25 protein-coding genes and 1 pseudogene are annotated in these 21,368 nt (G+C 57.4%); 15 read left to right on the plus strand and 11 right to left on the minus strand.

The annotated features are described in order from the left end of the window. Window positions 1-6: 6 nt before the first annotated feature. Both B9A31_RS22360 and B9A31_RS22365 read left to right on the plus strand, forming a co-directional pair. Complete coding sequence (locus B9A31_RS22360) at window positions 7-1,533, plus strand: cryptochrome/photolyase family protein (protein ID WP_019097379.1); 1,527 nt, start codon at window positions 7-9, stop codon at window positions 1,531-1,533. After that, window positions 1,530-1,712: a DUF2256 domain-containing protein gene (locus B9A31_RS22365; RefSeq protein ID WP_080587356.1), complete on the plus strand. Its 183-nt coding sequence runs from the start codon at window positions 1,530-1,532 to the stop codon at window positions 1,710-1,712. Before B9A31_RS22360 ends, B9A31_RS22365 begins: the two co-directional genes overlap by 4 nt. Here B9A31_RS22365 and B9A31_RS22370 read toward each other — a convergent pair. The 7 genes from B9A31_RS22370 to B9A31_RS22400 all read right to left on the minus strand — a co-directional run bounded on the left by B9A31_RS22370 (window position 1,650) and on the right by B9A31_RS22400 (window position 7,155). After that, the gene (locus tag B9A31_RS22370; protein WP_027615567.1) at window positions 1,650-2,138 is read right to left on the minus strand and encodes a DUF2878 domain-containing protein; all 489 of its coding nucleotides are present in this window, start codon (window positions 2,136-2,138) and stop codon (window positions 1,650-1,652) included. The two genes, B9A31_RS22365 and B9A31_RS22370, sit on opposite strands and share 63 nt — an antisense overlap. Then, on the minus strand, window positions 2,138-3,400 hold the full coding sequence (locus B9A31_RS22375) for an SAM-dependent methyltransferase (RefSeq protein WP_084297380.1): 1,263 nt from the start codon (window positions 3,398-3,400) through the stop codon (window positions 2,138-2,140). The genes B9A31_RS22370 and B9A31_RS22375 overlap by 1 nt, the downstream gene beginning before the upstream one ends. Further along, entirely contained in the window at window positions 3,375-4,184 is an 810-nt protein-coding gene (locus B9A31_RS22380) for a DUF1365 domain-containing protein (protein WP_084297381.1), read from the minus strand. The genes B9A31_RS22375 and B9A31_RS22380 overlap by 26 nt, the downstream gene beginning before the upstream one ends. Beyond that, complete coding sequence (locus B9A31_RS22385) at window positions 4,181-5,428, minus strand: NAD(P)/FAD-dependent oxidoreductase (RefSeq protein WP_084297382.1); 1,248 nt, start codon at window positions 5,426-5,428, stop codon at window positions 4,181-4,183. Before B9A31_RS22385 ends, B9A31_RS22380 begins: the two co-directional genes overlap by 4 nt. 6 nt (window positions 5,429-5,434) lie before the next feature. Beyond that, on the minus strand, window positions 5,435-6,187 hold the full coding sequence (locus tag B9A31_RS22390; RefSeq protein ID WP_019097375.1) for an SDR family NAD(P)-dependent oxidoreductase: 753 nt from the start codon (window positions 6,185-6,187) through the stop codon (window positions 5,435-5,437). Next, window positions 6,184-6,606 (minus strand): nuclear transport factor 2 family protein, encoded by a 423-nt coding sequence (locus B9A31_RS22395; protein ID WP_084297383.1) that lies wholly within the window; start codon window positions 6,604-6,606, stop codon window positions 6,184-6,186. The genes B9A31_RS22390 and B9A31_RS22395 overlap by 4 nt, the downstream gene beginning before the upstream one ends. Window positions 6,607-6,708: 102 nt before the next feature. Continuing rightward, window positions 6,709-7,155, minus strand: a complete 447-nt coding sequence (locus tag B9A31_RS22400; RefSeq protein ID WP_019097373.1) for a PAS domain S-box protein — start codon at window positions 7,153-7,155, stop codon at window positions 6,709-6,711. 154 nt (window positions 7,156-7,309) lie between these two features. Between B9A31_RS22400 and B9A31_RS22405 the strand changes: the two genes are divergently transcribed. Further along, complete coding sequence (locus B9A31_RS22405) at window positions 7,310-8,197, plus strand: MerR family transcriptional regulator (RefSeq protein ID WP_019097372.1); 888 nt, start codon at window positions 7,310-7,312, stop codon at window positions 8,195-8,197. A 71-nt stretch (window positions 8,198-8,268) separates the two neighbouring features. Here B9A31_RS22405 and B9A31_RS22410 read toward each other — a convergent pair. Continuing rightward, window positions 8,269-8,656 (minus strand): annotated as a pseudogene (locus B9A31_RS22410) (site-specific integrase); the annotation flags it as partial. A gap of 157 nt (window positions 8,657-8,813) precedes the next feature. Here B9A31_RS22410 and B9A31_RS22415 point away from each other — a divergent pair. From B9A31_RS22415 to B9A31_RS22430, 5 genes are all read left to right on the plus strand, one after another. Next, window positions 8,814-9,380, plus strand: a complete 567-nt coding sequence (locus B9A31_RS22415; protein ID WP_084297384.1) for a hypothetical protein — start codon at window positions 8,814-8,816, stop codon at window positions 9,378-9,380. A 458-nt stretch (window positions 9,381-9,838) separates the two neighbouring features. Beyond that, window positions 9,839-11,038 (plus strand): hypothetical protein, encoded by a 1,200-nt coding sequence (locus tag B9A31_RS27110; RefSeq protein WP_143503497.1) that lies wholly within the window; start codon window positions 9,839-9,841, stop codon window positions 11,036-11,038. Window positions 11,039-11,315: 277 nt separating this feature from the next. Next, window positions 11,316-12,596, plus strand: coding sequence for a tyrosine-type recombinase/integrase (locus B9A31_RS22420; protein WP_027615571.1), 1,281 nt, complete (start codon window positions 11,316-11,318; stop codon window positions 12,594-12,596). A 143-nt stretch (window positions 12,597-12,739) separates the two neighbouring features. Further along, window positions 12,740-12,976: a hypothetical protein gene (locus B9A31_RS22425; protein ID WP_371262246.1), complete on the plus strand. Its 237-nt coding sequence runs from the start codon at window positions 12,740-12,742 to the stop codon at window positions 12,974-12,976. A 294-nt stretch (window positions 12,977-13,270) separates the two neighbouring features. Further along, on the plus strand, window positions 13,271-13,636 hold the full coding sequence (locus B9A31_RS22430; RefSeq protein ID WP_177325373.1) for a hypothetical protein: 366 nt from the start codon (window positions 13,271-13,273) through the stop codon (window positions 13,634-13,636). 357 nt (window positions 13,637-13,993) lie between these two features. Here the strand turns inward: B9A31_RS22430 and B9A31_RS22435 are convergent, their stop codons facing one another. Beyond that, window positions 13,994-14,269: a helix-turn-helix domain-containing protein gene (locus B9A31_RS22435; protein ID WP_027615574.1), complete on the minus strand. Its 276-nt coding sequence runs from the start codon at window positions 14,267-14,269 to the stop codon at window positions 13,994-13,996. 142 nt (window positions 14,270-14,411) lie between these two features. On the opposite strand from B9A31_RS22435, the gene B9A31_RS22440 reads away from it, so the two are divergent. From B9A31_RS22440 to B9A31_RS22455, 5 genes are all read left to right on the plus strand, one after another. Then, window positions 14,412-14,873, plus strand: a complete 462-nt coding sequence (locus B9A31_RS22440; RefSeq protein WP_177325374.1) for a hypothetical protein — start codon at window positions 14,412-14,414, stop codon at window positions 14,871-14,873. A gap of 192 nt (window positions 14,874-15,065) precedes the next feature. Continuing rightward, complete coding sequence (locus B9A31_RS22445) at window positions 15,066-15,866, plus strand: SIR2 family NAD-dependent protein deacylase (RefSeq protein ID WP_027615576.1); 801 nt, start codon at window positions 15,066-15,068, stop codon at window positions 15,864-15,866. 439 nt (window positions 15,867-16,305) lie between these two features. Then, window positions 16,306-16,473, plus strand: coding sequence for a hypothetical protein (locus tag B9A31_RS27215; protein WP_155953457.1), 168 nt, complete (start codon window positions 16,306-16,308; stop codon window positions 16,471-16,473). 12 nt (window positions 16,474-16,485) lie between these two features. After that, window positions 16,486-16,920, plus strand: coding sequence for a hypothetical protein (locus B9A31_RS27115; RefSeq protein WP_143503498.1), 435 nt, complete (start codon window positions 16,486-16,488; stop codon window positions 16,918-16,920). Between the two features lie 149 nt (window positions 16,921-17,069). Next, the gene (locus tag B9A31_RS22455; RefSeq protein WP_050591042.1) at window positions 17,070-17,957 is read left to right on the plus strand and encodes a c-type cytochrome; all 888 of its coding nucleotides are present in this window, start codon (window positions 17,070-17,072) and stop codon (window positions 17,955-17,957) included. A 245-nt stretch (window positions 17,958-18,202) separates the two neighbouring features. Here B9A31_RS22455 and B9A31_RS22460 read toward each other — a convergent pair whose 3' ends face one another. Further along, the gene (locus B9A31_RS22460; RefSeq protein ID WP_050591043.1) at window positions 18,203-18,613 is read right to left on the minus strand and encodes a winged helix-turn-helix transcriptional regulator; all 411 of its coding nucleotides are present in this window, start codon (window positions 18,611-18,613) and stop codon (window positions 18,203-18,205) included. A gap of 35 nt (window positions 18,614-18,648) precedes the next feature. Here B9A31_RS22460 and B9A31_RS22465 point away from each other — a divergent pair, with 35 nt between their 5' ends. Together B9A31_RS22465 and B9A31_RS22470 are read left to right on the plus strand one after the other, a co-directional pair. Further along, entirely contained in the window at window positions 18,649-19,767 is a 1,119-nt protein-coding gene (locus B9A31_RS22465; RefSeq protein ID WP_143512081.1) for a catalase family peroxidase, read from the plus strand. Further along, window positions 19,764-20,372, plus strand: coding sequence for a cytochrome b (locus B9A31_RS22470; RefSeq protein WP_027615580.1), 609 nt, complete (start codon window positions 19,764-19,766; stop codon window positions 20,370-20,372). Before B9A31_RS22465 ends, B9A31_RS22470 begins: the two co-directional genes overlap by 4 nt. 38 nt (window positions 20,373-20,410) lie before the next feature. Here B9A31_RS22470 and B9A31_RS22475 read toward each other — a convergent pair whose 3' ends face one another. Then, window positions 20,411-21,367, minus strand: coding sequence for a LysR family transcriptional regulator (locus B9A31_RS22475; protein ID WP_027615581.1), 957 nt, complete (start codon window positions 21,365-21,367; stop codon window positions 20,411-20,413). Between the last annotated feature and the right edge of the window lies 1 nt (window position 21,368).

Here is a 21,368-nt window from a genome sequence, read left to right on the forward strand (position 1 = left end):
TGAACGATGCGCCTTGGCCTTGTACTGGGTGACCAACTGTCGTTCGACCTGGCGAGCCTGGCTGCCCTTGACCCCGCCCGCGATGCTGTTCTGATGGCGGAAGTGGAGGGTGAGGCCCGCTACGTGCCGCATCATCCGCTCAAGATCGTTCTCATCTTCAGCGCCATGCGGCACTTTGCCCAGGCCCTGCGTGAGCGGGGTTGGCAGGTGCATTATGTCGAGCTCGATGCTGACGGCAACAGCGGCAGCATCGTTGGCGAAGTGCATCGCTGGCAACACGCCCTGGGCGCCACGCACATTCACCTGACCGAGTGCGGAGAGTGGCGCCTGGAGCAGGCTTTGCGGGATACCGCATTGCCCCTCGTGTGGCATCGCGACACGCGTTTTCTGTGCTCTCGCGAAGCCTTCGCGCGCTGGGCCCATGAGCGTAGCCAGCTGCGTATGGAGCACTTCTACCGTGGCATGCGCAAACGAACCGGCCTGCTTTTGGAGCCCGACGGCAGTCCGGCAGGCGGGGCCTGGAATTTTGATGGTGATAACCGTAAGTCATTACCTCGCCACTTGCGTGGGCCGTTCGCTGCGCATTTCGCGCAGGACGGGATCACGGCAGCGGTGGTCGCCCTGGTACGTCGGCGCTTCAGCGACCACTACGGGGACATCGACGGCTTCGACTACCCTGTGACCCATGCCGAGGCACAGCAGCTGTGGCAGCATTTTCTGGATTTTGGCCTGGCGGCTTTTGGCGACTACCAGGACGCGATGGCCGAAGGCGAGCCGTACCTGTTCCATGCGCGCATCAGTGCGGCGCTCAATATCGGGCTTCTGGATGTCAGAGGTTTGTGTGAGGAGGTCGACAAGGCCTGGCGAGAGGGGCGGGTACCGCTTAATGCAGCTGAAGGCTTCATTCGCCAGTTGATCGGCTGGCGAGAGTATGTGCGCGGCATCTACTGGCTGCGCATGCCGGAGTATGCCGGGCTCAATCACCTAGGCAACGACCGAGCGTTACCTGAATTCTATTGGACCGGGCGCACCCGCATGCGCTGCATGGAGCAAGCCATCGGGCAGACCCTGCGGTTGGGCTACGCGCACCATATCCAGCGGCTGATGGTGACCGGCAACTTCGCCTTGCTGGCCGGAATCGTGCCCACCGCGATTTGCGAATGGTACCTGGCGGTCTATATGGATGCCTTCGACTGGGTCGAGCTGCCGAACACGCTTGGCATGGTGATGCACGCCGACGGCGGCTACCTGGGGTCCAAGCCATACTGCGCTAGTGGTCGTTACATCCAGCGCATGTCCGATCATTGCAAGGCTTGCAGTTACAAGGTCGATCATGTGATCGAGGACGATGGCTGCCCGTTCAATGCCCTGTACTGGCATTTTCTCATCCGCCATCGCCCCCTGCTATCGACGAACCCGCGTTTAGCTCTGGTCTATCGCAGCCTTGATGGCATGACGGCTAGCCGCCGCGACGCCGTGTGGCAGCGTGGCCAGGCACTGTTGGCGCAGCTTGATGCGCAGCAGGCGTTATGAAAAAGAGCCTTTTGCCCAGCAAGGTCTGCGTGGTGTGTGGTCGGCCGTTCAACTGGCGGAAGCGCTGGGCCCGCTGTTGGGAGCAGGTGCGCTATTGCTCCGAGCGATGCCGCCGGTCAGCGCCGCGCCGCGAGGCGCGCGAGCAGTGGCAGGGCCAAGGCCCAAATCGGCATCAGTAGCAGGCCGGTTTGCAGCGCGCCAAGCGGCAGGGCGACATCCGCAAACCTTGCGCCGCCTACATAGGCTAAGGGGCCACCCACTGCGCCAAGCAGCGCACCGAGCTGCCAGTGCCTGCCGGCCCATGCCAGGCTGTGGCGCATGCCGCTGGCCAGCACCACCCACAGCAGCGCCAGCCACAGGGGCAGCGGCCAGGCGTCGAAACCGAACATGCCCAGTGCCCCCAGCGAACTATCGAGCACACACCCGGCCAAGGTGACGCGCAACAGCGCCTTGACCTCGGCGTTAACATCCGGACACAGGCGCAGGTGCACCACCACACCTACAATCACCAGCAGCAGTAGCCAAGGGCGCTCTGCGCCCAGCACGCAGATCCACCAGCCAGCCTGTAACCAGACGGCATTGGCGACCAGCCACCGCCCGGGCATCAGGCACCGTAAGGTAATGGGGCGCGCCGTGCCAGTGGCGCTGCCCACAGCAGGTGCGCAACGCCGATGGTGCGCTCCTCGAAACCGCCCTGGCAGTAACACAGGTAAAACTCCCACAGGCGCTGGAACATGTCGTCGTAGCCCAGGTCCGTCAGTGCTGTGCGCGCCTGGCGCAGGTTTTCACGCCAGTGCTGCAGGGTGCGGGCATAGTCCCGGCCGAAGTCTTCCATGTGCACGAGGTTGAGTGCGGTATGCCGGCTGGCGGTGTCGAGCAATACGCTCAGCGAAGGCAGAGCGCCACCGGGGAAAATGTAGCGCTGGATGAAGTCGACCGAGCTCCGCGCCTGGGCGTAGCGCTGGTCGCGGATGGTGATCGCCTGCAGCAGCATCAGGCCGTCGGGCTTGAGTAGCGAGGCACACTGGCGGAAATACACGGGCAGGTAACGATGGCCGACTGCTTCGATCATTTCGATCGAAACCAGTTTGTCGAAGGTGCCTTGAAGGTCGCGGTAGTCTTCGCGAAGTACCTGGACGCGCTGCTCCAGCCCGAGGGCCTGAACGCGCGCCAGGGTATGGCTGTACTGCGCCTCGGAGATCGTCGTGGTGGTGACCCTGCAGCCGTATCGGGTGGCTGCGTGGATCGCCAGGCTGCCCCAGCCGCTGCCAATTTCCAGCAGGTGATCGTCAGGGTGCAGTTCAAGCTTCTGGCAGATGCGCTCCAGCTTGTACAACTGGGCTTGCTCCAGTGTTTGCCCGGGATGTTCGAATTGGGCCGCCGAATACATCATGGTGGGGTCCAGCAGCCGCTCGAACAGAGCATTCCCCAGATCGTAATGCGCCAGAATATTGCGCCGTGCACCGCGTTTGTTATTGCGGTTGAACCGGTGCAGAAGTCGCAGGGCAGGGCGACCGAAACGGGCCAGCCCCCCCTCCAGCGCGTCGAGCACTTCAAGGTTGGCGACGAACAGGCGGGTCACCAGCGCCAGGTCGGGGCTTCGCCAATATCCGTGGATGTAGGCCTCGCCAGCACCGATCGAGCCATTGCCGACGATCAGGCTCCAGGAGGCGTCATCGAGGATCTCCACCTCGGCCTGCAACGGGCTGTCGACATCACCGAAACTCCACTGCTGCCCGTGGCTGAGCAGACGCAGATGGCCGTGGCGCAGCTTGCGCAGCTGGGCGAGCACTGCGCCTCGTGCCAGCCCGCCAAGCAAGGGTGCAAGGCCTGCGAACTTGCTAACGCTCAGTGTGGAATTCGACATCATCAGGGTCCTCGCAAGGTTGGCCCAGCGCCAGGTCATTCTGGCTGGTGGTGTGGTCATGCACGGGGGTGAGTTTGAGTAACAGGCGTAGCGCTTGCCAGTAGATGGCCGAGACAGTGCGCAGGCTCATCCATGGGAAGGTCATGACATGCCCGCGCAGCGCGGTTGCATCCAGTGGCTGACGGTGCAGGGCGAGGTCGGCCTCGAACACCTTGTGGCCGTCCTGCCAGTTCTGCATGTGTATGCGTACATGGTCTGCGCTCAGGGAAAAGCGCAGGTGATAGTCCATGTCCCGTGGCATGAACGGCGAAACATGGAAGGCCTTGGCCACGGTGAACGGTTTGGCAAGGTTTTCCTGCACCGGCAGTACGTAATGAAAACGCTCGCGCCACGGGGTGTTGCGCACCTCCATCAGGATTGCCGTCAGGTAGTCGTCGCGGTCGTGGCAGAAATAGAAGCTCACCGGGTTGAACGACAGCCCCCAGCAACGCAGTTGCGTCAGCAGCCGTACCGGGCCATTGGGCATGTGACCAGTGGCCTGACACACCAGCAAGCGTGCGGCCTGCGCCAGGGTTACGCCGTGGCGGGTCTGAGCTGGCAGGTAGTCGGTCTCGCGCCAGCACAGCGGCGCCATACGCCAGCGCCCAAGCCAGCGTGACAGGCCCATTAACCAGGCTTGTTCGTCCAAGTCCAGGTAGAACATGCCGATCCGGTAGCGGAAAGCATGCAGGTGCGGTTTCAGCCTGCGGTGGCTGATCCAGCCCAGGCAAAGGCTGCTGTTCACAATTGCTCTCCGAAATGTGCAGCCACCTTCAGGGCGCTGACCACCCCGTCCTCGTGAAAGCCGTTGCCCCAGTAGGCGCCACAGAAGTAGCTGTGAAGCTGGCCCTGCAGTTGTGCCTGGCACGCCTGTGCGGCGGACGCGGCGATGCTGTACTGCGGATGGGCATACTGAAAGCGCGCGATCACCTGCGCCGGGTCTATCAGTGCGGTCTGGTTGAGGCTCACGCAGAAGGTTGTCGGTGCCTGGATTCCTTGCAGGATGTTCATGTTGTAGGTCAGCGCGGCGGGAGCCTGCTCGGGGCCGCCCAGGCGGTAGTTCCAGCTGGCCCAGGCGCTCTTTCGGCGTGGCAGCAGGCGGGTATCGGTGTGCAGCACCACATCGTTGCTGGCGTAGCCGATGGCGCCGAGTACAGCGCGCTCCTGCATGGTTGGGGTTTCCAATAGCGCCAGAGCCTGGTCGCTGTGGCAAGCGAACACCACATTGTCGAAGCGTTCGGGGCCGGCCGCGCTCACCAGATTCACGCCTCCGTCATCGCGGCTGACCCGGGATACCTTGCATTTGAGGCGTATGCGTTCAGCAAACGGTCTGCACAGCGGCGCGATATAGCTGCGTGAACCGCCTTGAACCACCCGCCACTGTGGACGCTGGTTGACCGACAGCAAGCCGTGGTTGCGACAGAAACGGACGAAGAACTCAAGGGGGAAATGGAGCATATCGGCGCGGGACATCGACCAGATCGCAGACCCCATCGGCACGATGTAGTGGTCGATGAAACGCTGCCCGTAGCGCTGTGTCTGAAGGTAGGCGCCCAGGGTGGTGTCTTTATCGATTCGCCGATTGTCCAGGTCGGCCAGCGCCTGGCGGTTGAAGCGCAGAATATCTCGGATCATGCCCCAGAAACCTGGCGACACCAGGTTACGGCGTTGGACAAACAGTGTGTTCAGATCGTGACCGTTGTATTCCAAGCCAATGACCGGATCATGCACGGAAAAACTCATTTCAGTCGGCTGCGAGGTGACCTTGAGCTGGTCGAGCAAGCGTATGAAGTTGGGGTAGGTCCAGTCGTTGAAAACGATGAAGCCGGTATCTATTGCATAGCGCTGGCCCTGCCAGACCACATCGAGGGTGTGCGTGTGCCCTCCGATCCATTGCTCGGCTTCGAAAACCGTTACTTCATGCTTGCGTGACAGCAGATGGGCGCAGGTCAGCCCCGCGATGCCACTGCCGATGATTGCGATACGCATGGATCATCATTCCTGTTCATGACGGGCGAGTCGTTGGCCAAGTGCCAAACGTAGGCGCGCGGGTAGCACCCCTAACAAGCGCAACACCAAGGTGAAAAGGCCGGGAAAGTTGATTTCCAGGGGGCGCCGGGGCAGGCGCGTGGCGATATACCGCGCTGCGCGCTGCGCCGTCCACAGCTGCGGCATGGGGAAATCGTTGCGACGGGTCAGTGGCGTGTCGACGAAGCCAGGGCTGACAAGGGTGACTGCGATGCCCTCGTGAGCAAGGTCTATTCGCTGTGACTCCACCAGATAGCGCACTGCGGCTTTGGACGCGCCGTAGGCGCCGGCGCGGGGCAGGGCCAGCCAGGTCACAGAGCTGCCCATCACCACCAGGTGAGGGCGCTGGCCGGCGCGAAGCAAGGGCAGTGCGGCCGCCAGGCAGTAGCTGACACCCAGCAGGTTTGTGCGCATTACACGCTCGACCAACGCTGGATCGAAATGCCCAGGCTCCAGGTATTCGCAGGTGCCGGCATTGAGAATGGCCATGTCCAGTCCTCCCCAGGCCTTCTCGATCTGTGCGGCGATCCCGGCGACCTGCTCAGGCTTGTCAAGATCGCCAATGACCAGTATTACCTGCCCGGGAAACTTTTGGGCCAGAGGAGCAAGTCGATCGGCGTGGCGCCCGCCCAAGGCAACCTGGTGGCCTTGCTCCAGGAGGATGTGTGCGAGTGCGGCACCGATACCGCTGCTTGCGCCGGTCAACCAGCAGCGGCTCATGCCAGCCTGCCTTTGAGCCAGCGGATTGCACCGCCCATGAGGGGGAGGTGTTCATAAAGCAGGGCACCGGCGTCGAAATAGTCCTGATGAAAATGCACGCGGTCGCGCCAATGCAAGCAACTACACCCTTGCAACGTGATCGGCTGACCGCGGGCCAAGCGTGGGTGGCAAAACTGCAGCGTCCAGCGCAGGTAGCCTTGACCGGGCCTTACCTCGTCGGCGCTGGTGATGGAATAGCGGATATCCCTGGCGTTGGCGTACAACTGCTCGAAATAGGCGCGCAGGGCAGGCAGCCCTTGTATGTGATGCAGAGGGTCGCGAAAGGTGACATCTTCGCAGTACAGTTTTTCCAGCGTGTCGAGGTTAGCCCCATCGAGGCTGGCGAAGCGCTCGACGAATTGCTGTAGGTACGTTGACATACTGGGCTCCAGGCAATCCTGTACAAAATCTGTTTGTTGTACAGGTATAGCTGAAAACCAAGCATTAATCTATACAGGAAGACGACTTTGTATAGATTTTTGTCATTGCTCGATCTGTCCCAGTTGCCAGCGCAATTCAGCCACTTCAGCCTCAAGCTCGCGTACTTTCTCCTCGGCGCATATCTGCGCTGTGACGTCGCGCTGAATACCAATGTAGTACGTCAGCTGGTCCGCTTCGTTGTTAACAGGCGTGATGGACAACTCATTCCAGAACAGGCTCCCGTCCTTGCGGTAGTTACGCAGCACCTGGCGGCAGGGGCGGCCTTTGCGGATCGCATCGCGGATGGTTGCCAGGCCCTCCTGGTCATGAGCCTCGCCCTGAAGAAAACGGCAGTCCTGATAGAGGATATCGTCGGCGCAATAGCCGGTCAGGCGCTCGAAGGCGGGGTTGACGTAGATAAGGATACTGTCATTACCTTCCTGCTCGGCGACGACGATACCATCGTTCGAATGCTCGACCATCAGTTGCAGGAGTTTCGCGTTGATCATAGGGGCCCACCTACAGCGGTTCGTATGCGATATGCGCAGCGTAGCTTCTGTGCAGAAGGTTTCGGCGCCGTTTGTTGCATGATGAACCAAGGAGGCTCGCCGCAGAAGGTGCATATGGGTTTAGAATGGTTCACCACTCGGATATTCCCTCGTTATGACTGACGCCACCCCACCCAATTTGCTACCTATGCGCGATGTCGTCAGCATGACCGGCATCAACCCGGTGACCCTACGTGCCTGGGAGCGGCGCCATGGATTGCTACGTCCACAGCGCACCGAGGGCGGCCATCGCCTGTACACGGTGGGGGATGTCCAGCGCATACGCGACATCTTGCGCTGGACGGCAAACGGCCTGTCCGTCAGCAAGGTCGGCGATCTGCTCGCGGCGCAGCCTGAGGCGTCTGCGCAGCAGCATTCGGCCTTTGACGACTGGCGCGCGGCCGTGGTGCGCGCAACCAAGGCATTCGATGGGCCGGCACTGGAGGGGATCCATGGTCAGTTGTTCACTCTCTTGCCGAAGGCCACCGTGCTGCGTGAAGTGCTGATGCCGGTTTGGCATGACCTGGCTTCAGGCAAAGCGCCAGGCCAGCGTAGCCAGTGGTTGTTTCTCGACACGTTCCTGCGCGCCCGCTTGCTGTTGCGTCTGCAGGTGAACCAGGTCGATGCGCCGCAGGTTTTGCTAGCCGGTAGCGAGGGGCAAGCCGAACTCAGTGTGTTGTGCGCCGGGCTACTCTTGAGCAGCGAGCAACAGCGAATCGACGTGCTCGGTTGCGGACAGCCACTTGAAGAGCTCCCCATCGTGTGTGCGGCCATGCAGCCTGCGGCACTGGTGATAAAAGTCAACGCACCGGTGAGCCCAACCTTGGCGAAGCGCTTGCGGTCGTTGCAGATGGAAATTGCGTGCCCGCTGGCCTTGATAGGCGAGGGGCTGGCCGATTCGCAACCCACCTTGAACGGAATTCCGCTATGCCTGCTGGACGAGGGAGGCGCTGACGCCCCGCGCATGCTGAATGCCTTGCACAGCGGTGCTCTTGACGTTTGACCGAAGGGCTTGCCCCTTTACCGTCATGTCTGAACCTCGCCACTGTCGACAATCCGACGACCGGGCACCAGATCTTCCTCGGCCAACGCTTCCGTCGCCTCGATCAGATAGTCCCATTGCAGGCGGGCGAGGGCGCGGCCGGCCACTTCTTGGGTGTTGCGCTGCTTATAGACGCCTTTTTGTTTGATAGCGCGGAATGGATTCGCCTCACGCTTAGGCGCGGTCTGGCTGAATGGGCGCCAGGCGGGATGGACCTCGTAAATGTCGTCGCGGCTTTTCAGCCGGCCGTCGATTCGCAGGAATCGTGACTTCACCAAAGGCTTCGGCTTCGGCATCGCTGCGCCGCAGGGCCAGCAGTGGTTTTTCAGCCACCAGCAGCGACCCAAGCAGCAAACGCTCGACATGCGTGCGGTAGGAGTTGAAGGTAGCTTCATTACCGGCGTAGGGGGCTTGCAATATCCGGGAAGGTTACTTTCTTGACAAACCACGCATATAACTAAACTAAATGAATATTTAGTTTAGTTATTCCTTGGTCGAATATCATAAGGGCAGGGTAGCTCATCCGCTGAACCAGGGAAAGCTCAATTCCTGGACCGCTGCTCTTTGGAGAATCTCGATGCAATCGCATCTGACACCCTGGATGGTTGAGAGCGCGTACCGCTATTGCGAGGCTGCAAAGTACCTACTTACTGGTCACGACATGATGGCAATTGCCCAACTAAATGCGGCAATTGGCATGGAAATCCTGCTTAAAAGCTTCGTTGCCCGTCCAAACGGGAACCACGGCAAGATTCATGAGACTTACGATCTGGACGCAAGCATGATCAAGGCAGCTCACCTTGAACTTAAGCGTTCTGGTCGTGCTGCGCCGAAGCTAGATAAGCACGATCTACTCACGCTTTTTTACGCAGTGCCTGCAGATGTCCGGTCGCGACTTCTATTCGACCAGGAGGAAGAATGGATCGAGCGTTATCGTAACGTCTTCACAAACGCTCGCTATCCGTACGAAGCAAGCTCGCCAGGCGGTTATGACGACATGCTGATCTACATTTTGGGTCAGATGATTGAGCGCGTTGTGATGTGGTACCGCGAGCAAGGCTGCCGCGATGTGTTCATCGTGTGCCATGGGATGACGCCGGCCGATTTCCAGTCCAAAGCGGGAAATGAGCCTGAACCTTCGTGAGCCTGGCTTCAAATCTGTCCACTTCTTGCCCTGGTAGCTCTATCCAAGGTGTCTCATAATGCATATTATGTTAAATTATGTGCTCTGTCAGAGATGTTCGTACGCGTAGTCGTCGGTAATTGTGACCGGCATCCATAGATGCGAATTTTGTAATCCATAGATGCGCTCGAAAAATCAGTGACTTAGCTGTATTGGCTTGCCTGCGGCAGCCTTGACGTACTCCTCAAATGCGCGAAATCGACGAGGAACGACCCAAAAATCACGTTACTCATAGATGATAATTCAGCCTGAAGCCAAACCTCTTAATCTAGAAAACTCAATAACTTAGAGATCAATTGTGAAATTCATAAATGATAAATCCTTAATGCTCCGGCACCTCATAGATGCGAACACCGCTCCGAATATCCTCAGGTGATGTCTAAGCTACACTTCAGTTCAGGCTTGCAATGTGAACGACCGTGATGATTGAACCTCGCCCAATTTATTCTGATCAAGACACAATCACGCTCCCCTTGGAAAAGTACTTTGAGCTGCATCCGGAAATCCGTGGGTACATTGAGAAATTCAACCATGAAGATAACCCTGTAGCTCTTTTTGATGCGCTCAGGTTGTTTCTTGCTGGTTATATTCGACATGACCAACCGGCCGAAATTAGCTCTACCTATGCATACTACCGTGGAGTGACTGAGCGGTTACTGCTCTGGTCCTGGGTCGAGCGTCAACAGCCGCTTTCAAGTTTGCGCGTGCATGATTTTAAGGAGTTCCTCAGATTTTGTGCTTCACCGCCTGATAACTGGATAGCAGCTAGTCCTTTTCGCCGATTTATTTCCGGGGATGATGGAAAACGGTTAATGAATAATTGGTGGCGCCCTTTTTCAAGTGCATCAACCAGCGAGGGGGCCGGACCAAGAGCGCTCGCAGGTATTAAATCGATATGCATCCAAATTTTCGACTACTTAGCGGCCAAAGCAATTCTAGAGGTCAATCCAGCTTCGCAGGTGGAAACTTCTTTCGTCAATAGTATCGGTGGCAAGGGTGTATCGCTAGTAGGAAGACTGGAAACGGAACATCTGGAATACCTTTTAAGGGCGGCAAGGTACATGTGCGAGCATGACTCTGCGCATGAACGATCCCTATTTATTTTGGCCATGACAATTTATCTGCTTGTTCCTGTCAGGTTCATGTCAGGAAATAGGTTTTGGCAGCCAACTTGTTCTAGCTTCCATAAGGATTCGTCCTGGAACTATTTAGTTTTTGACTCCGCTAGATCTTTTAAAATTAGCGCCCCTGCTGAATTTACCCCCTACTTAGAACGCTATCTGAATGCGCGAGACGTCTCATTTATCCAAGGCCGATTGCCAGATGTTGCGCTTTTCACCACGGTGCACGGAAGGCCAGGGTTAAGCGTCAGACAGATTGGTAATATTATGAGGGATGTTTCGTGTGTGGCGGCAGATCTGATGGCGAGAGACGGCTGTGATGAAACATTAATCAAACAAGTTACGGAGGCGCGCATGGATAGTATTCGTACGGCTAGCATTATGAGATCTATTGATACCTATGGGTTTGGCCAGACGCGTGGTAGATTGGCTTACGAGACGCTTAATGCCCTTCACAACCGATTCTCCGCTGACTCGACCACGAATTTTGATATGTGAGCTTTTGTGAAAACCATCAGGATTGATCGACTGCATTCATGTCCTTGCACTGGCATATTTTCATGATTTTTCCGCCTTAGTGGTAAGCCGGAAAGTGGATGTCACCCATGCGAAGCCACTTACATTGACCTAGGAGAAGGTTTCATCGGCCACCATTGCGTGCCAAGTGACGCACCGCTACTATCGATCGCCTGACGCTTACGTCTCTAATGTCATCGAACTTCCGATTACTGTCATAACTGGAAGTCTATTGTCTTCAAAATCTGGCTGGTATTCCATGGCGCGCGCACCCCAACCCTTGTTCGAAACCTACGACAACTTCATCGAGCAAGACTTCAGTATGTACGGCTCACCGTTGGCCTGCGTCGCGTCCTTCTTGAATGAGTGTGAAGCTACGTTGGAACCTGACCGGGGCTACGCTGCGGTGCGTGCGTTCTTGCGCGCGTTTTCCGACAACGCGCAGACGTTCAATTCGTACCGCAGTCATACCGAGCGCTTGTTGCTGTGGGCACTACTGGTCCAGGGCAAGCCGCTGAATCACCTGAAGCGCCAGGATGCGCAAGACTATCTGGATTTCTGCCGAAACCCGCCAGCTGACTGGGTCGGTCCGGTGACCCGCAGTCGTTTTCTGGACAACCCGGTCGCGGTGGATGCACGCGAAGCCTGGATGCCTAATCCCAAATGGCATCCCTTCAACATGAAGTCCAGCAAGGCGATGGCTGCAGAATCTCCTGGCACCCAGCACTATCAAGCGGCGAACGGCACATTAAATCAGGTGTACACGGTCTGCAGCCGGTTCTATGAGTTCCTCATTGAAGATGGCTTCACCCAAGCGAATCCTTTTCGACTCCTTAAAAAAGGCAACCGATTCTCCACGCAAGAACTCGAAGTTGCTTCTTCGCGGGCGCTCACGCCGCTGCAGTGGGACTTCGTCCTGGATACCGTTGAGGAGATGGCGAACGCCGAGCCGGAGCGGCATGAGCGAACCTTGTTTATTGTTGCCACGCTGTTCGCCATGTACCTGCGGGTTTCAGATCTCGCCGGTCGAAAGAATTGGAAGCCCACCATGGGAGACTTTCGCTTAGATGATGAAGGCAACTGGTGGTACTTCACGGTGGGTAAAGGCAACAAGGCGGCCAAGATTGCCGTGCGGGATATTTACGTAGAGCGCTATTTGAAACGTTATCGCCGATTCCTGGGGCTTTCCGAATTACCTCATCCCGGGGAAAGTACGCCGCTGATCAAAACGCTCAAGGGTCGCGCAGGTTTGTCTGACCGACAGATCCGCGCCCTCCTCCAGGCTGTTTTTGATAAAGCCGTAGAGAAGATGCGCAGCGAAGGCCGCGCGAACCATGAGATGGAAAGTCTGCGCTGTGCGTCTGCGCACTGGCTGCGACACACCTCTGCCACCTTTGACGCGCCGCTGCGCAATCCTAAAGACCTGCAGGAAGACCTGCGGCACAGCAACCTCAGTACGACCCAGAACACCTATTATCACGCGCATGATCAGGAGCGCGCGCATTCGGTTAAACGCATCGGCATGCGCGACCGCGGTTGAGCTCGGATCGCCTGCCGATTCCCAGCCTGGCGTCCACAGGGATCGAAGCCTTTTTCTAGGAGCCAAGAGTGAAAATTACCGGGCGGGTCGAGATTGAGGCCATTACTGATGTCACGTGTGACGTCTGCGGTAGTTCTACGCGCATGGCTGCGGGCAGTTACCAGTACGGAACCCTGCAAGCCCACTGGGGGTATGGCAGCGACCACGATGGTCAGCGCTTTGAGGTACACCTCTGTGAGCACTGCTTTTTTCAAACCCTGGCGTACGTGAAGCAAGAGCGACGTGTTCAGCGCCTGTTCAGTGGTGAGCCTTCTGCTGAGAGTGATGACGTGGGCCTGGTTACCCGGGACGATTACTTCCAGGACACGGGTCGTCGCTGACAGTGAGTCCTTGATCGGCCATCGGAGACGGTTTGGGTAAAGGTTCCAGCGCACAGATCAGCTGGACCGGATGAGGAAGAGCGCCGACTATCCTGGGCCAGCGGTCGATCGCGACCACTACCGAGCAATCTGAATAAGCGGTGATTTATCTCTCGGCGGGCAGCTCAGGATTAACCAGTAGTCACCCCTCCCCCTAAGGCTTATGGAGCGTTTTGCAGAATGCGTGGATTCCGAAAGGCGAGCAATGCCTCCCGCCGAGAGGCCATGCTACAGTCCAAGGCCCAATCGAGGATCATGGCCAGCGGAAACTGGCTCACCTGGCCAGAGCTACATGCGCTGTTGCCCGCGTCGGTTAAGGGGCGAAGTGACAGCTGTCCTGACCGACTTCTGGAGGGTGCGATCTTTTCTATTAGCTACGAAGGTGTGGAGTATTTCCCGCGTTACGCCATTGAATCAGGCAGCTTGGTTGTAACGCAGCGGGGAATGCAGCGCGTCATCGCTGCGCTGGCCACCAGGATGAGTGGCTGGAGCATGGCTTTATGGTTTGAATCATCCAATTCGTATTTGGCAGGTCAGCTGCCGAAGGATCTCATCTCTTCTGATCTCGACGCGGTTGTCAAAGCCGCTCAGGACGAGATAGGTGGCAGTTCGCATGGGTAGCACTGGGTTAGAAGCTTAGCCAATGAGTACGCTCCGCTCGCCAAGCCTGAGAGACAAAACCCCATTATTTAGCTACGCCCTCCTCCATCCAGGCTCCCGGGCTGCCGCCTTCGCCAGAGCTAGTCAGGAATCTTCCACGATTTTCTCGTCACGATCGCCTGTACTGGCCATCAAAAAAACGGAAAGCAGCGGCGGTGGCCATAGGCATTTGGATGTAGAAGGGGTCACCTTAGCCATGGAATGATCTACGCATGGCTACGCTGCTCCCCGAAGCTTGTTGTCAGTGAGCAGCGCGATGCTAATCGATTTAGCGAAGAGAGAACACTATAGCGCTCATTTTCGGCGCTGAATCGACCATCAAAGCTTGAGCGCCTCCTTTCTGATCTGTTTAATCAGCCCGTCTAAACCCACCTCCGGGTCTTGGATAAGGTACGCCGATACGATGAGACTGAGTGGGTGAATACCCATACGGCCGGCCAGCTCTTCGATTTTTTGAATCGTCGGCGACTTGAGTCCGCGTTCGAGGGTGCTCATGTAGGTTCGACTGCTGACTACGGCGAAATCTTCCTGGGTCAGGTGGTGAAGCATACGCATGCGCCGCAGTGCCTCACCCAGGGATTCACGGATTTCCATCATCATTCCTCAGAAAAGGAATGATGAAGCGCTATCGAACACGATAGGGCTACAATCTATAGTGTTCATTGTGGGATAATTTGAGGTTTCCAGCCCTGGTGATCGATCGCCTAGGGGTATGCAGCGCTCAGTGGAGCCCGTTTTGATCTATTTGTCCGAATCTCACACCCGTACTGTCCGTACGGGTTCTTATTGTGAAATTGAGGGGATGTGCTTTTGGGTGACCTTGCGGTCGCCCCTCAACGGTGAGAGCGAGCGAGCAGCTGTGGTTGAGGATGCTTACGAACTCAACGTTTTCCTCAGCCAGGCAGCGGGCGTCGAGATCGCGCAGGTACAAATGCTATGCCCTCCATCCATCAGCGGACGTCCGCACTGGAGCCTGGAAGAGCTTCGTAAGATTGTGATCCACCGTGGGCTTGAATCCTCGCAAAGCGCGGTGGTTTACGAGACCGCGGTGGGCACCTACAAACTAGGGGATCTCGATTTACGCCTGCGGAAACGGTCACATGTGCTGTATTCGGCACGCAACCTAAAAGCGCGAATCACCACCGCGGCACCTCCACTTAAGTCTGCAGAAGAACCGCAGTTGTACGCGCACTTTTGATGCAGGTACGCACGGCGTCGTTTACCGGTGAAGCCCTTCCACAACGCAGTTTCGGCTTTCCAAGCGTGGGCCGTGCTTTTAAGGGTACGAGGCCCCGTAACGGCTGTTCACCTAATTAGCGACAATTCCGATGCCTCCCGCGGCCGCTCTCCTGACAGCCTTCCCTGGCCCGCGATAGGATGATGAGGACTCATGAACACCCTAGCAAAAGCCGCAGGCGCACTGCGGGATGCGCAACATATCATGGTGTTTACCGGCGCTGGCGTTTCTGCCGGCAGCGGAATTCCAACTTTCCGCGACCGACTGACCGGGTTGTGGGAGCGCCAAGACCCTGAGCGTTTAGAAACCGCGCAGGCATTTCGCGAAAATCCGGCGCTTGTTTGGGGCTGGTACCTATGGCGGCGCCAACAGGTCATGCAAGCCCAGCCCAATGCGGCACATCAAGCGATCTATCGATTATCTGGCAGCGACCGGAGTGTCACTGTGATCACTCAGAATATTGATGATTTGCACGAGCGGGCAGGCAATCAGGACGTGCTCCATCTTCATGGCAGCCTGATGCACCCCAAATGTTTCGCCTGTCATCGATTCCTTGTGGAACCGCTGGTGTTTCCGATCATTCCAGTGGAAGGCGCATTGATCGAACCACCCCGTTGCCGCCGATGCAATGGCCGCTTGCGTCCAGCTATCGTGTGGTTTGGTGAGGATCTCCCGCCAGGTGCATGGAAAACTGCCAGCCGAGCAGCACGACAGTGTGATGTCCTGCTTTCTATCGGGACTTCCGGTGTGGTCAGGCCTGCTGCTGACTTACCAGATATCGCGTTAGCGTCTGGTGCAGTGGTCATACACGTCAATAACGTAGATGTATCTATGAATGGGCCGAACGAGATCATGTTGATAGTCCCTGCTGAGAAAATACTGCCACAGCTGATTGCTCTGGCACTGACGAACAGAGCCAGCACAGCGCTCGTCTACCCCCGCTCAGCACCATGAGGGTCGGCCCAGCATGAATGTTCTCACCAGAACTTTTCAGATGTTTAAATAGTACAGGAAGTGGTGGGCTCTCCAGCAGTGGCAGCAGCGGTGAGTATCAGTCCGGAGGTATAACTCTCAGGCACAATAGGGAAATTGGAGCTGACAGGCCTCTCACGTAACACCCCACAACGTAAGCAGCCTAATTTCGCACCTGATCCTGGCGGGCAACAAAACAACGAAACCCCGTAGCTTGCAGCCTGGCGCACTTTGCGCTAGCGTAGCCGGACGTCGCTACATGGTCGACGGGCTGCCCACACCTTTAAGGCCTCGCTGGCCGCAGCTAACCGGATCGAACCATGCTCATCACTGTAATCTCCCAACCTGAGCCTTTCCGGGCATCGGGGGCGGCTGGTGGGCGTCTCCGATGTCGCTCCTACTGGAGCAAGGGAGAAAATTCATGGTTCCCAACACACTACACGAATCAATCAAAGTCCAGGCCAAGCGCCTGCGCGACCTGTTCGGTATCGACCTCACCACCGCCAAGTATGTTTTGGCGCGGGGGCCGTATGGCTGTGCCGACTGGTCAGATCTGTGCACCCCTCTGAGTGAAGGTCCTCCACTGTAACACGCCCTGCAGTTGGCCGAGCTGCCCCAATCGCCCATTGCTGCCGCGTACCTGGCAAAACATCTGCGCCGGTTGGCCTCCTCGGTCAGTCAACTGATCCTCACTAACCGCAACTTGCCAGAGCTCTGTGAAGCACTGCGACAAGTCTTCGCGGTCCCGGGCAACCCGGTAACATTGGCGGATGTACTGCAGCCAGTCGCGCCGACTGCGTGGCAGGCCACCGACATCAGCCCGGATCCGCTGGCGGTAATTCAGAGCCGGGTCTGTATCAACGGCATAGAACTGCAGTTGATAGGTACCCGAATTTTCTGGCCACGGCTGTTTAACCATGACGCTGACATCACAGTCGAGGCACGCACGGCAGAGCCGGTTGGCGATGACCTTAAAGTCATGTGGGAGGTCGCGCCTTGGTATCAAGCCAGCCGCGACTACCTGCTCGAGTACTAGCGCGTCGATGACTGGGACGATCTGCCGGAGTTGGTCGAACCGCACATCTTTGAGACTTCTCGCATGTCGCAGCATAGGCGCTGGCTTGCTCAGTGCCTGAACCCGTAGCGCAAGCCAACCGCAAGAGCGAAATCCCTTGGCCACTGTCCATGCGTTGGCCGTTGGATATCTGGCGAACGCTTTTTGCACCGGACGTCGGGACGGACCACAGCACCGAGCCCCTGAACTACGAGAACACGCAGATCGCGCGTGGGGCCTATCTGGTTCAAGGGTTGGGGCATTGTGGTAGTTGTCATACTCCACGCGCCCTTACACTCCAGGAAAAGTCGCTGGATGAACGCGATAGCAGCTTCCTCGCCGGCGGGCAGGTCATCGACGGCTGGGTCGCAACGAGCCTGCGGGCAAGCAGCCCCGACGGTTTGGGCGCATGGAGCGAGCAGGATATCGTCGATACCTTGCGAAACGGACGTAATGCCCACTTTGCCTCTATCGGCCCAATGAACGACGTCATTCAACACAGTGGTCAATATCTCACCGATCAGGATCTCGCGGCAATCGCGCTCTATCTGAAGTCGCTGCCTGAGATACAGGGCTCGAGTAAAGTTGGCTTCAAGGCCGACGAAACCACTGCGAAGGCCCTGTGGTCCGGGGAATCACCAAGCCGAGGCGCCGAAATTTACGTTGACAATTGCGCTGCCTGCCATCGAACAGATGGCCACGGATATGAAGAGGTCTTCCCCCGTCTCGTCGGCAACCCCTCGGTACTGGCCGAAGACCCAAGCTCCATGATCAGAGTCATTCTTGGCGGCAGTCGGTTGCCATCAACCCAGCAGGCGCCTTCCGATCTGGTAATGCCGGACTTTGGGTGGCGTTTGAACGACCAAGAAGCTGCACAATTGGTATCGTTCATTCGCAATAGCTGGGGAAATAAAGCACCGCAGGTGTCAGACCAGCAAGTCGCCGACGTTCGCAAAGCCATGAAAGAAGAGCATGAGCAGGCGCTGGCAAGTAGTGAGAAACAACTCATAGCGCATTAAGGCACGTTACTGGTTCGGAGCCATTTGGCTCCGAACCAGTTTGTACGGGATCAGGCGGTCGCTCAGGCAGGGCCGCCTGCGGCCATGGCTTTCAGTGAAAAGATCGGCGACCACAGTCCAGGCCTCATCCGAGATTTCGTAACGCTTTGCCATCACAGAATTTCTTTCCGTAGATGGCCGGTAACCCTACAGAATTCCAGCTTCCGAAGGGCACCGATTGGATTTCTCGGGATTTCGTACAGAACCTAGGCGGACGGAATTTTATGGAGATTCAATTCTAGCCAATCAGCAAGAGTTGCGACATGCGTCGCGGCGTCCTTACCAAAAGCCGTTAAATCGTATTCGACATGCGGCGGAATAACGGGATATGAAGTACGGCGCACGAGACCATCGCCTTCCAACCGTTGAAGGGTCTGCGACAACATCTTTTCGCTGATGCCATTCACTTTGCGGCGCAGCTCGCTGTAGCGCAGCGTACCGTCGAGTAACGCAATCAGACATAACATTCCCCACAAGCTCGTCACGTGAGAGAGCACTTCTCTGGCCTTGCATTTGCCAGTAAAGAGGTCGCCGCGCCTGAGCTTGGCCGTCAGCGTGCGCTCGTCAAGCGCTGATGAATCCTCGGTTTTGGTGGCTTTTGAACGAGAGATTGTCATGTCACTAACCAAAAGGTGCGTACTTCCGTAAGTTGATGCAGCAAACTTATAGTGCGCTTCAAGTATCGGTCAAGGTCAGGGTGAGTGATTTGCAACCTATCAAATTCAACAGAAGGTGGATTCCCTTCCTGGGCATCGCATCCATCGTCGGGGCCTTGGCGTTGTCATTCGCCTGGGCCGACGGACTGATCGGGGGCCGAACGACCACCCGGACATTCCTGGGCGATTCAATGGATCACTTCGAACCGGGGTATCGTCGAGCGCATGGCAAGGGGATCTGTTTCGCGGGGGGCTTCCGTAGCAGCAAAGCAGCAGCGTCGCTCTCGACGGCTCGCGTCTTTGCTCAGGAAGAAGTCCCGGCCATCGGACGCTTCTCCATCGGATCCGCAGATCCGCATGCTGCGGACTCTTCTACCGCCACCGTCAGCATGGCCTTGCTATTGAACGCCGATGACAAGTCTCAATGGCGAATGAAGCTGAACAATGCTCCCTTCTTTCCTACTCGTGATGCCGAAGGATTCCTGGCGCAAAGGAGCGCTTTCGAGCCCGACCCGGCAACAGGGCAGCCGGATCCAGCTCGGGTCGCTGCGTTCTTCGAAAAGTACCCGGAGGCTCGCAAGGCGGTCGAGTACAAAGCGACCGCTCCTTGGCCGAGCAGCTTTGCGCAGGCCCAGTACAACGTCATCAATGCATTCATACTTGTCGCGGCAGATGGCAAACGACAGCCCGTTCGCTGGTTCATGCGACCCCACGCACCCTTCCAGGGTCTCCCGGTGCAAGATCGGGCGCGATCCCATGATTTCCTCTTCGAAGATATAAAGCAGCGAGTGGGTAAAGAGCCAGTTTACTGGGACTTGGTACTGCAATTGGCTGAGGCGGGGGATCCGGTCGATGATCCGTCACAGCCATGGCCCACCGAGCGGCAGCAAGTGGTTGCCGGTACGCTGCAAGTGACGAGCGTTCGCGACCAGACCGAAGGTGGGTGTCGCGATATCAACTTCGACCCCACACTGGTGCCAGCAGGCATCGAACTTTCGAACGATCCTGTGCTGGCAGCGCGAGCGGGCATCTACTCGCATTCTTACAATGCACGTCTACGCGAAATCGGGTTCGGAAAGGCCACCGACGCCATTGGCAAAAGGGACAACAAATGATGCACGAAGCACCAATCCCCCACAAACCCAGACCCCAGCATTTCAACTTGACCGCAAGGTTCCTGCACTGGGTGATGGCTATCGCCATCATGGCCATGCTGTTCATCGGGGTCGCCATGATGACGTCATTGACCCTTCGGCCCGTGTTGATCGATGTACATCAGCCGTTGGGGATTGCCATTCTCTGCCTGGCACTGGCGCGTCTGGTTAATCGTCTATGCCGGCCGGTACCGATGCTGCCCGCGAGCATCCCCCGCTGGCAAGTCGCAGCCGCGCATCTATCTCATATCTTGCTTTACCTGTTGATGGTCGGTTTACCATTGCTCGGCTGGGCGGTGCGTTCGGCAGGCAACTGGCCCGTCATTCTTGTGGGCACTTGGAGCCTGCCTGCAATTGTCCCTGAAAGTCCAGTGCTCTACGCATGGTTTCGGCTGGCACATGGAGCGCTGGCATGGCTGCTCTTCGCGATCATCCTGGGACATCTTGGCGCCGCGTTGATGCACGCCTGGGTTCTCAGAGACGGTGTCTTCTCCAGCATGGCCCGAGGCACCAGCACTCCAACACAAAACCGCAACCCTGAATCTGACTCACGGGCCACGTCTTGATGCTGTCTATTTGCACTTGGTGTGCCAGGTAACGGCGGTCAATCGGTGATGACATGCCGCTCAGAGGCATGTCGCGTGCACTCCCGAAATAGCTTGGCGGCAGGCCCCAGATCACGGTTATTGGCATAAAAGCAACCAATCCCGCCGAAATGTAAAGGCGTTGAGAAATTGAAGATTTGAATGCCACCATGATCAGATAGTTGCCGGGCTGTTTCCATCGGCAGCAAACCCACAGTCTTCTGATCCTGCATCAGCGAGACGTTGGTAAGCACCGACAGCGACTCGATCACATTCGCTGGCAGCGGTAAATCAGCATCGGCGAAAAGCTCATTGACTGTGCGACGCAGCAACGAGCCCGGCGGAGGCAAAATCCAAGGACATGAATGCAAATCAGCCAAGCTCAACACTGCCTGATCTTGTAGCGGGTGCCGACTTCCGCCAACGATCGACAAATACTCATCGTAAAGCGTATCAACGCACAAAATACGGCTCTCTTCCCGCCCCCGCCAGTCGTCAGGGACTCTACCGATTACAAGATCCACTTCGCCCACGATCAATGCGGGGAACAATTGATCAAACTGCCCGATCCGTACCGATACCAGTACATGCGGTGCGCGCGCCTTGAGCAGCCGCAGCGCGAGGGGCAACAACGACGTCGATGCCGAGATCAACGTGCCCACCACGACATGACCTGAGCCCCCCTCTTGATAGGCCTCGACTTCATCGGTCAGGGCCCTCAGCTCTGCAAGCATCGTACGAGCCCTGCGCAGCACAAGCTCGCCCAGTTCCGTCAAGCGAACCCCTCGATTGCTACGTACCAGTAAAGGGGCGCAGAAGTACGACTCGACCTCATGCATAACCTTGGTTACGGCAGGTTGAGTCATGTTCAGCACCTGAGCCGCATGTAGTATCGAGCCGCTCTGCACTACATGCTCAAATACCACCAGCTGGTAGAACTTCAGTTTACGCGAGACCGTCAGTACGCTTGATTTCATC

It is taken from the genome of Pseudomonas sp. URIL14HWK12:I5, from assembly GCF_900176445.1.
Taxonomy (GTDB): Bacteria; Pseudomonadota; Gammaproteobacteria; order Pseudomonadales; family Pseudomonadaceae; genus Aquipseudomonas; species Aquipseudomonas monteilii.

Bases quoted from the DNA above. Each gene is read 5' to 3' on its own strand.
- B9A31_RS22360 (WP_019097379.1), top strand. From the start codon at position 7: ATGCGCCTTGGCCTTGTACTGGGTGACCAACTGTCGTTCGACCTGGCG.
- B9A31_RS22365 (WP_080587356.1), top strand. From the start codon at position 1,530: ATGAAAAAGAGCCTTTTGCCCAGCAAGGTCTGCGTGGTGTGTGGTCGG.
- B9A31_RS22370 (WP_027615567.1), bottom strand. From the start codon at position 2,138: ATGCCCGGGCGGTGGCTGGTCGCCAATGCCGTCTGGTTACAGGCTGGC.
- B9A31_RS22375 (WP_084297380.1), bottom strand. From the start codon at position 3,400: ATGTCGAATTCCACACTGAGCGTTAGCAAGTTCGCAGGCCTTGCACCC.
- B9A31_RS22385 (WP_084297382.1), bottom strand. From the start codon at position 5,428: ATGCGTATCGCAATCATCGGCAGTGGCATCGCGGGGCTGACCTGCGCC.
- B9A31_RS22390 (WP_019097375.1), bottom strand. From the start codon at position 6,187: ATGAGCCGCTGCTGGTTGACCGGCGCAAGCAGCGGTATCGGTGCCGCA.
- B9A31_RS22395 (WP_084297383.1), bottom strand. From the start codon at position 6,606: ATGTCAACGTACCTACAGCAATTCGTCGAGCGCTTCGCCAGCCTCGAT.
- B9A31_RS22400 (WP_019097373.1), bottom strand. From the start codon at position 7,155: ATGATCAACGCGAAACTCCTGCAACTGATGGTCGAGCATTCGAACGAT.
- B9A31_RS22405 (WP_019097372.1), top strand. From the start codon at position 7,310: ATGACTGACGCCACCCCACCCAATTTGCTACCTATGCGCGATGTCGTC.
- B9A31_RS22415 (WP_084297384.1), top strand. From the start codon at position 8,814: ATGCAATCGCATCTGACACCCTGGATGGTTGAGAGCGCGTACCGCTAT.
- B9A31_RS22420 (WP_027615571.1), top strand. From the start codon at position 11,316: ATGGCGCGCGCACCCCAACCCTTGTTCGAAACCTACGACAACTTCATC.
- B9A31_RS22425 (WP_371262246.1), top strand. From the start codon at position 12,740: ATGGCTGCGGGCAGTTACCAGTACGGAACCCTGCAAGCCCACTGGGGG.
- B9A31_RS22430 (WP_177325373.1), top strand. From the start codon at position 13,271: ATGGCCAGCGGAAACTGGCTCACCTGGCCAGAGCTACATGCGCTGTTG.
- B9A31_RS22435 (WP_027615574.1), bottom strand. From the start codon at position 14,269: ATGGAAATCCGTGAATCCCTGGGTGAGGCACTGCGGCGCATGCGTATG.
- B9A31_RS22445 (WP_027615576.1), top strand. From the start codon at position 15,066: ATGAACACCCTAGCAAAAGCCGCAGGCGCACTGCGGGATGCGCAACAT.
- B9A31_RS27215 (WP_155953457.1), top strand. From the start codon at position 16,306: ATGGTTCCCAACACACTACACGAATCAATCAAAGTCCAGGCCAAGCGC.
- B9A31_RS22455 (WP_050591042.1), top strand. From the start codon at position 17,070: ATGCGTTGGCCGTTGGATATCTGGCGAACGCTTTTTGCACCGGACGTC.
- B9A31_RS22460 (WP_050591043.1), bottom strand. From the start codon at position 18,613: ATGACAATCTCTCGTTCAAAAGCCACCAAAACCGAGGATTCATCAGCG.
- B9A31_RS22465 (WP_143512081.1), top strand. From the start codon at position 18,649: ATGCAGCAAACTTATAGTGCGCTTCAAGTATCGGTCAAGGTCAGGGTG.
- B9A31_RS22470 (WP_027615580.1), top strand. From the start codon at position 19,764: ATGATGCACGAAGCACCAATCCCCCACAAACCCAGACCCCAGCATTTC.
- B9A31_RS22475 (WP_027615581.1), bottom strand. From the start codon at position 21,367: ATGAAATCAAGCGTACTGACGGTCTCGCGTAAACTGAAGTTCTACCAG.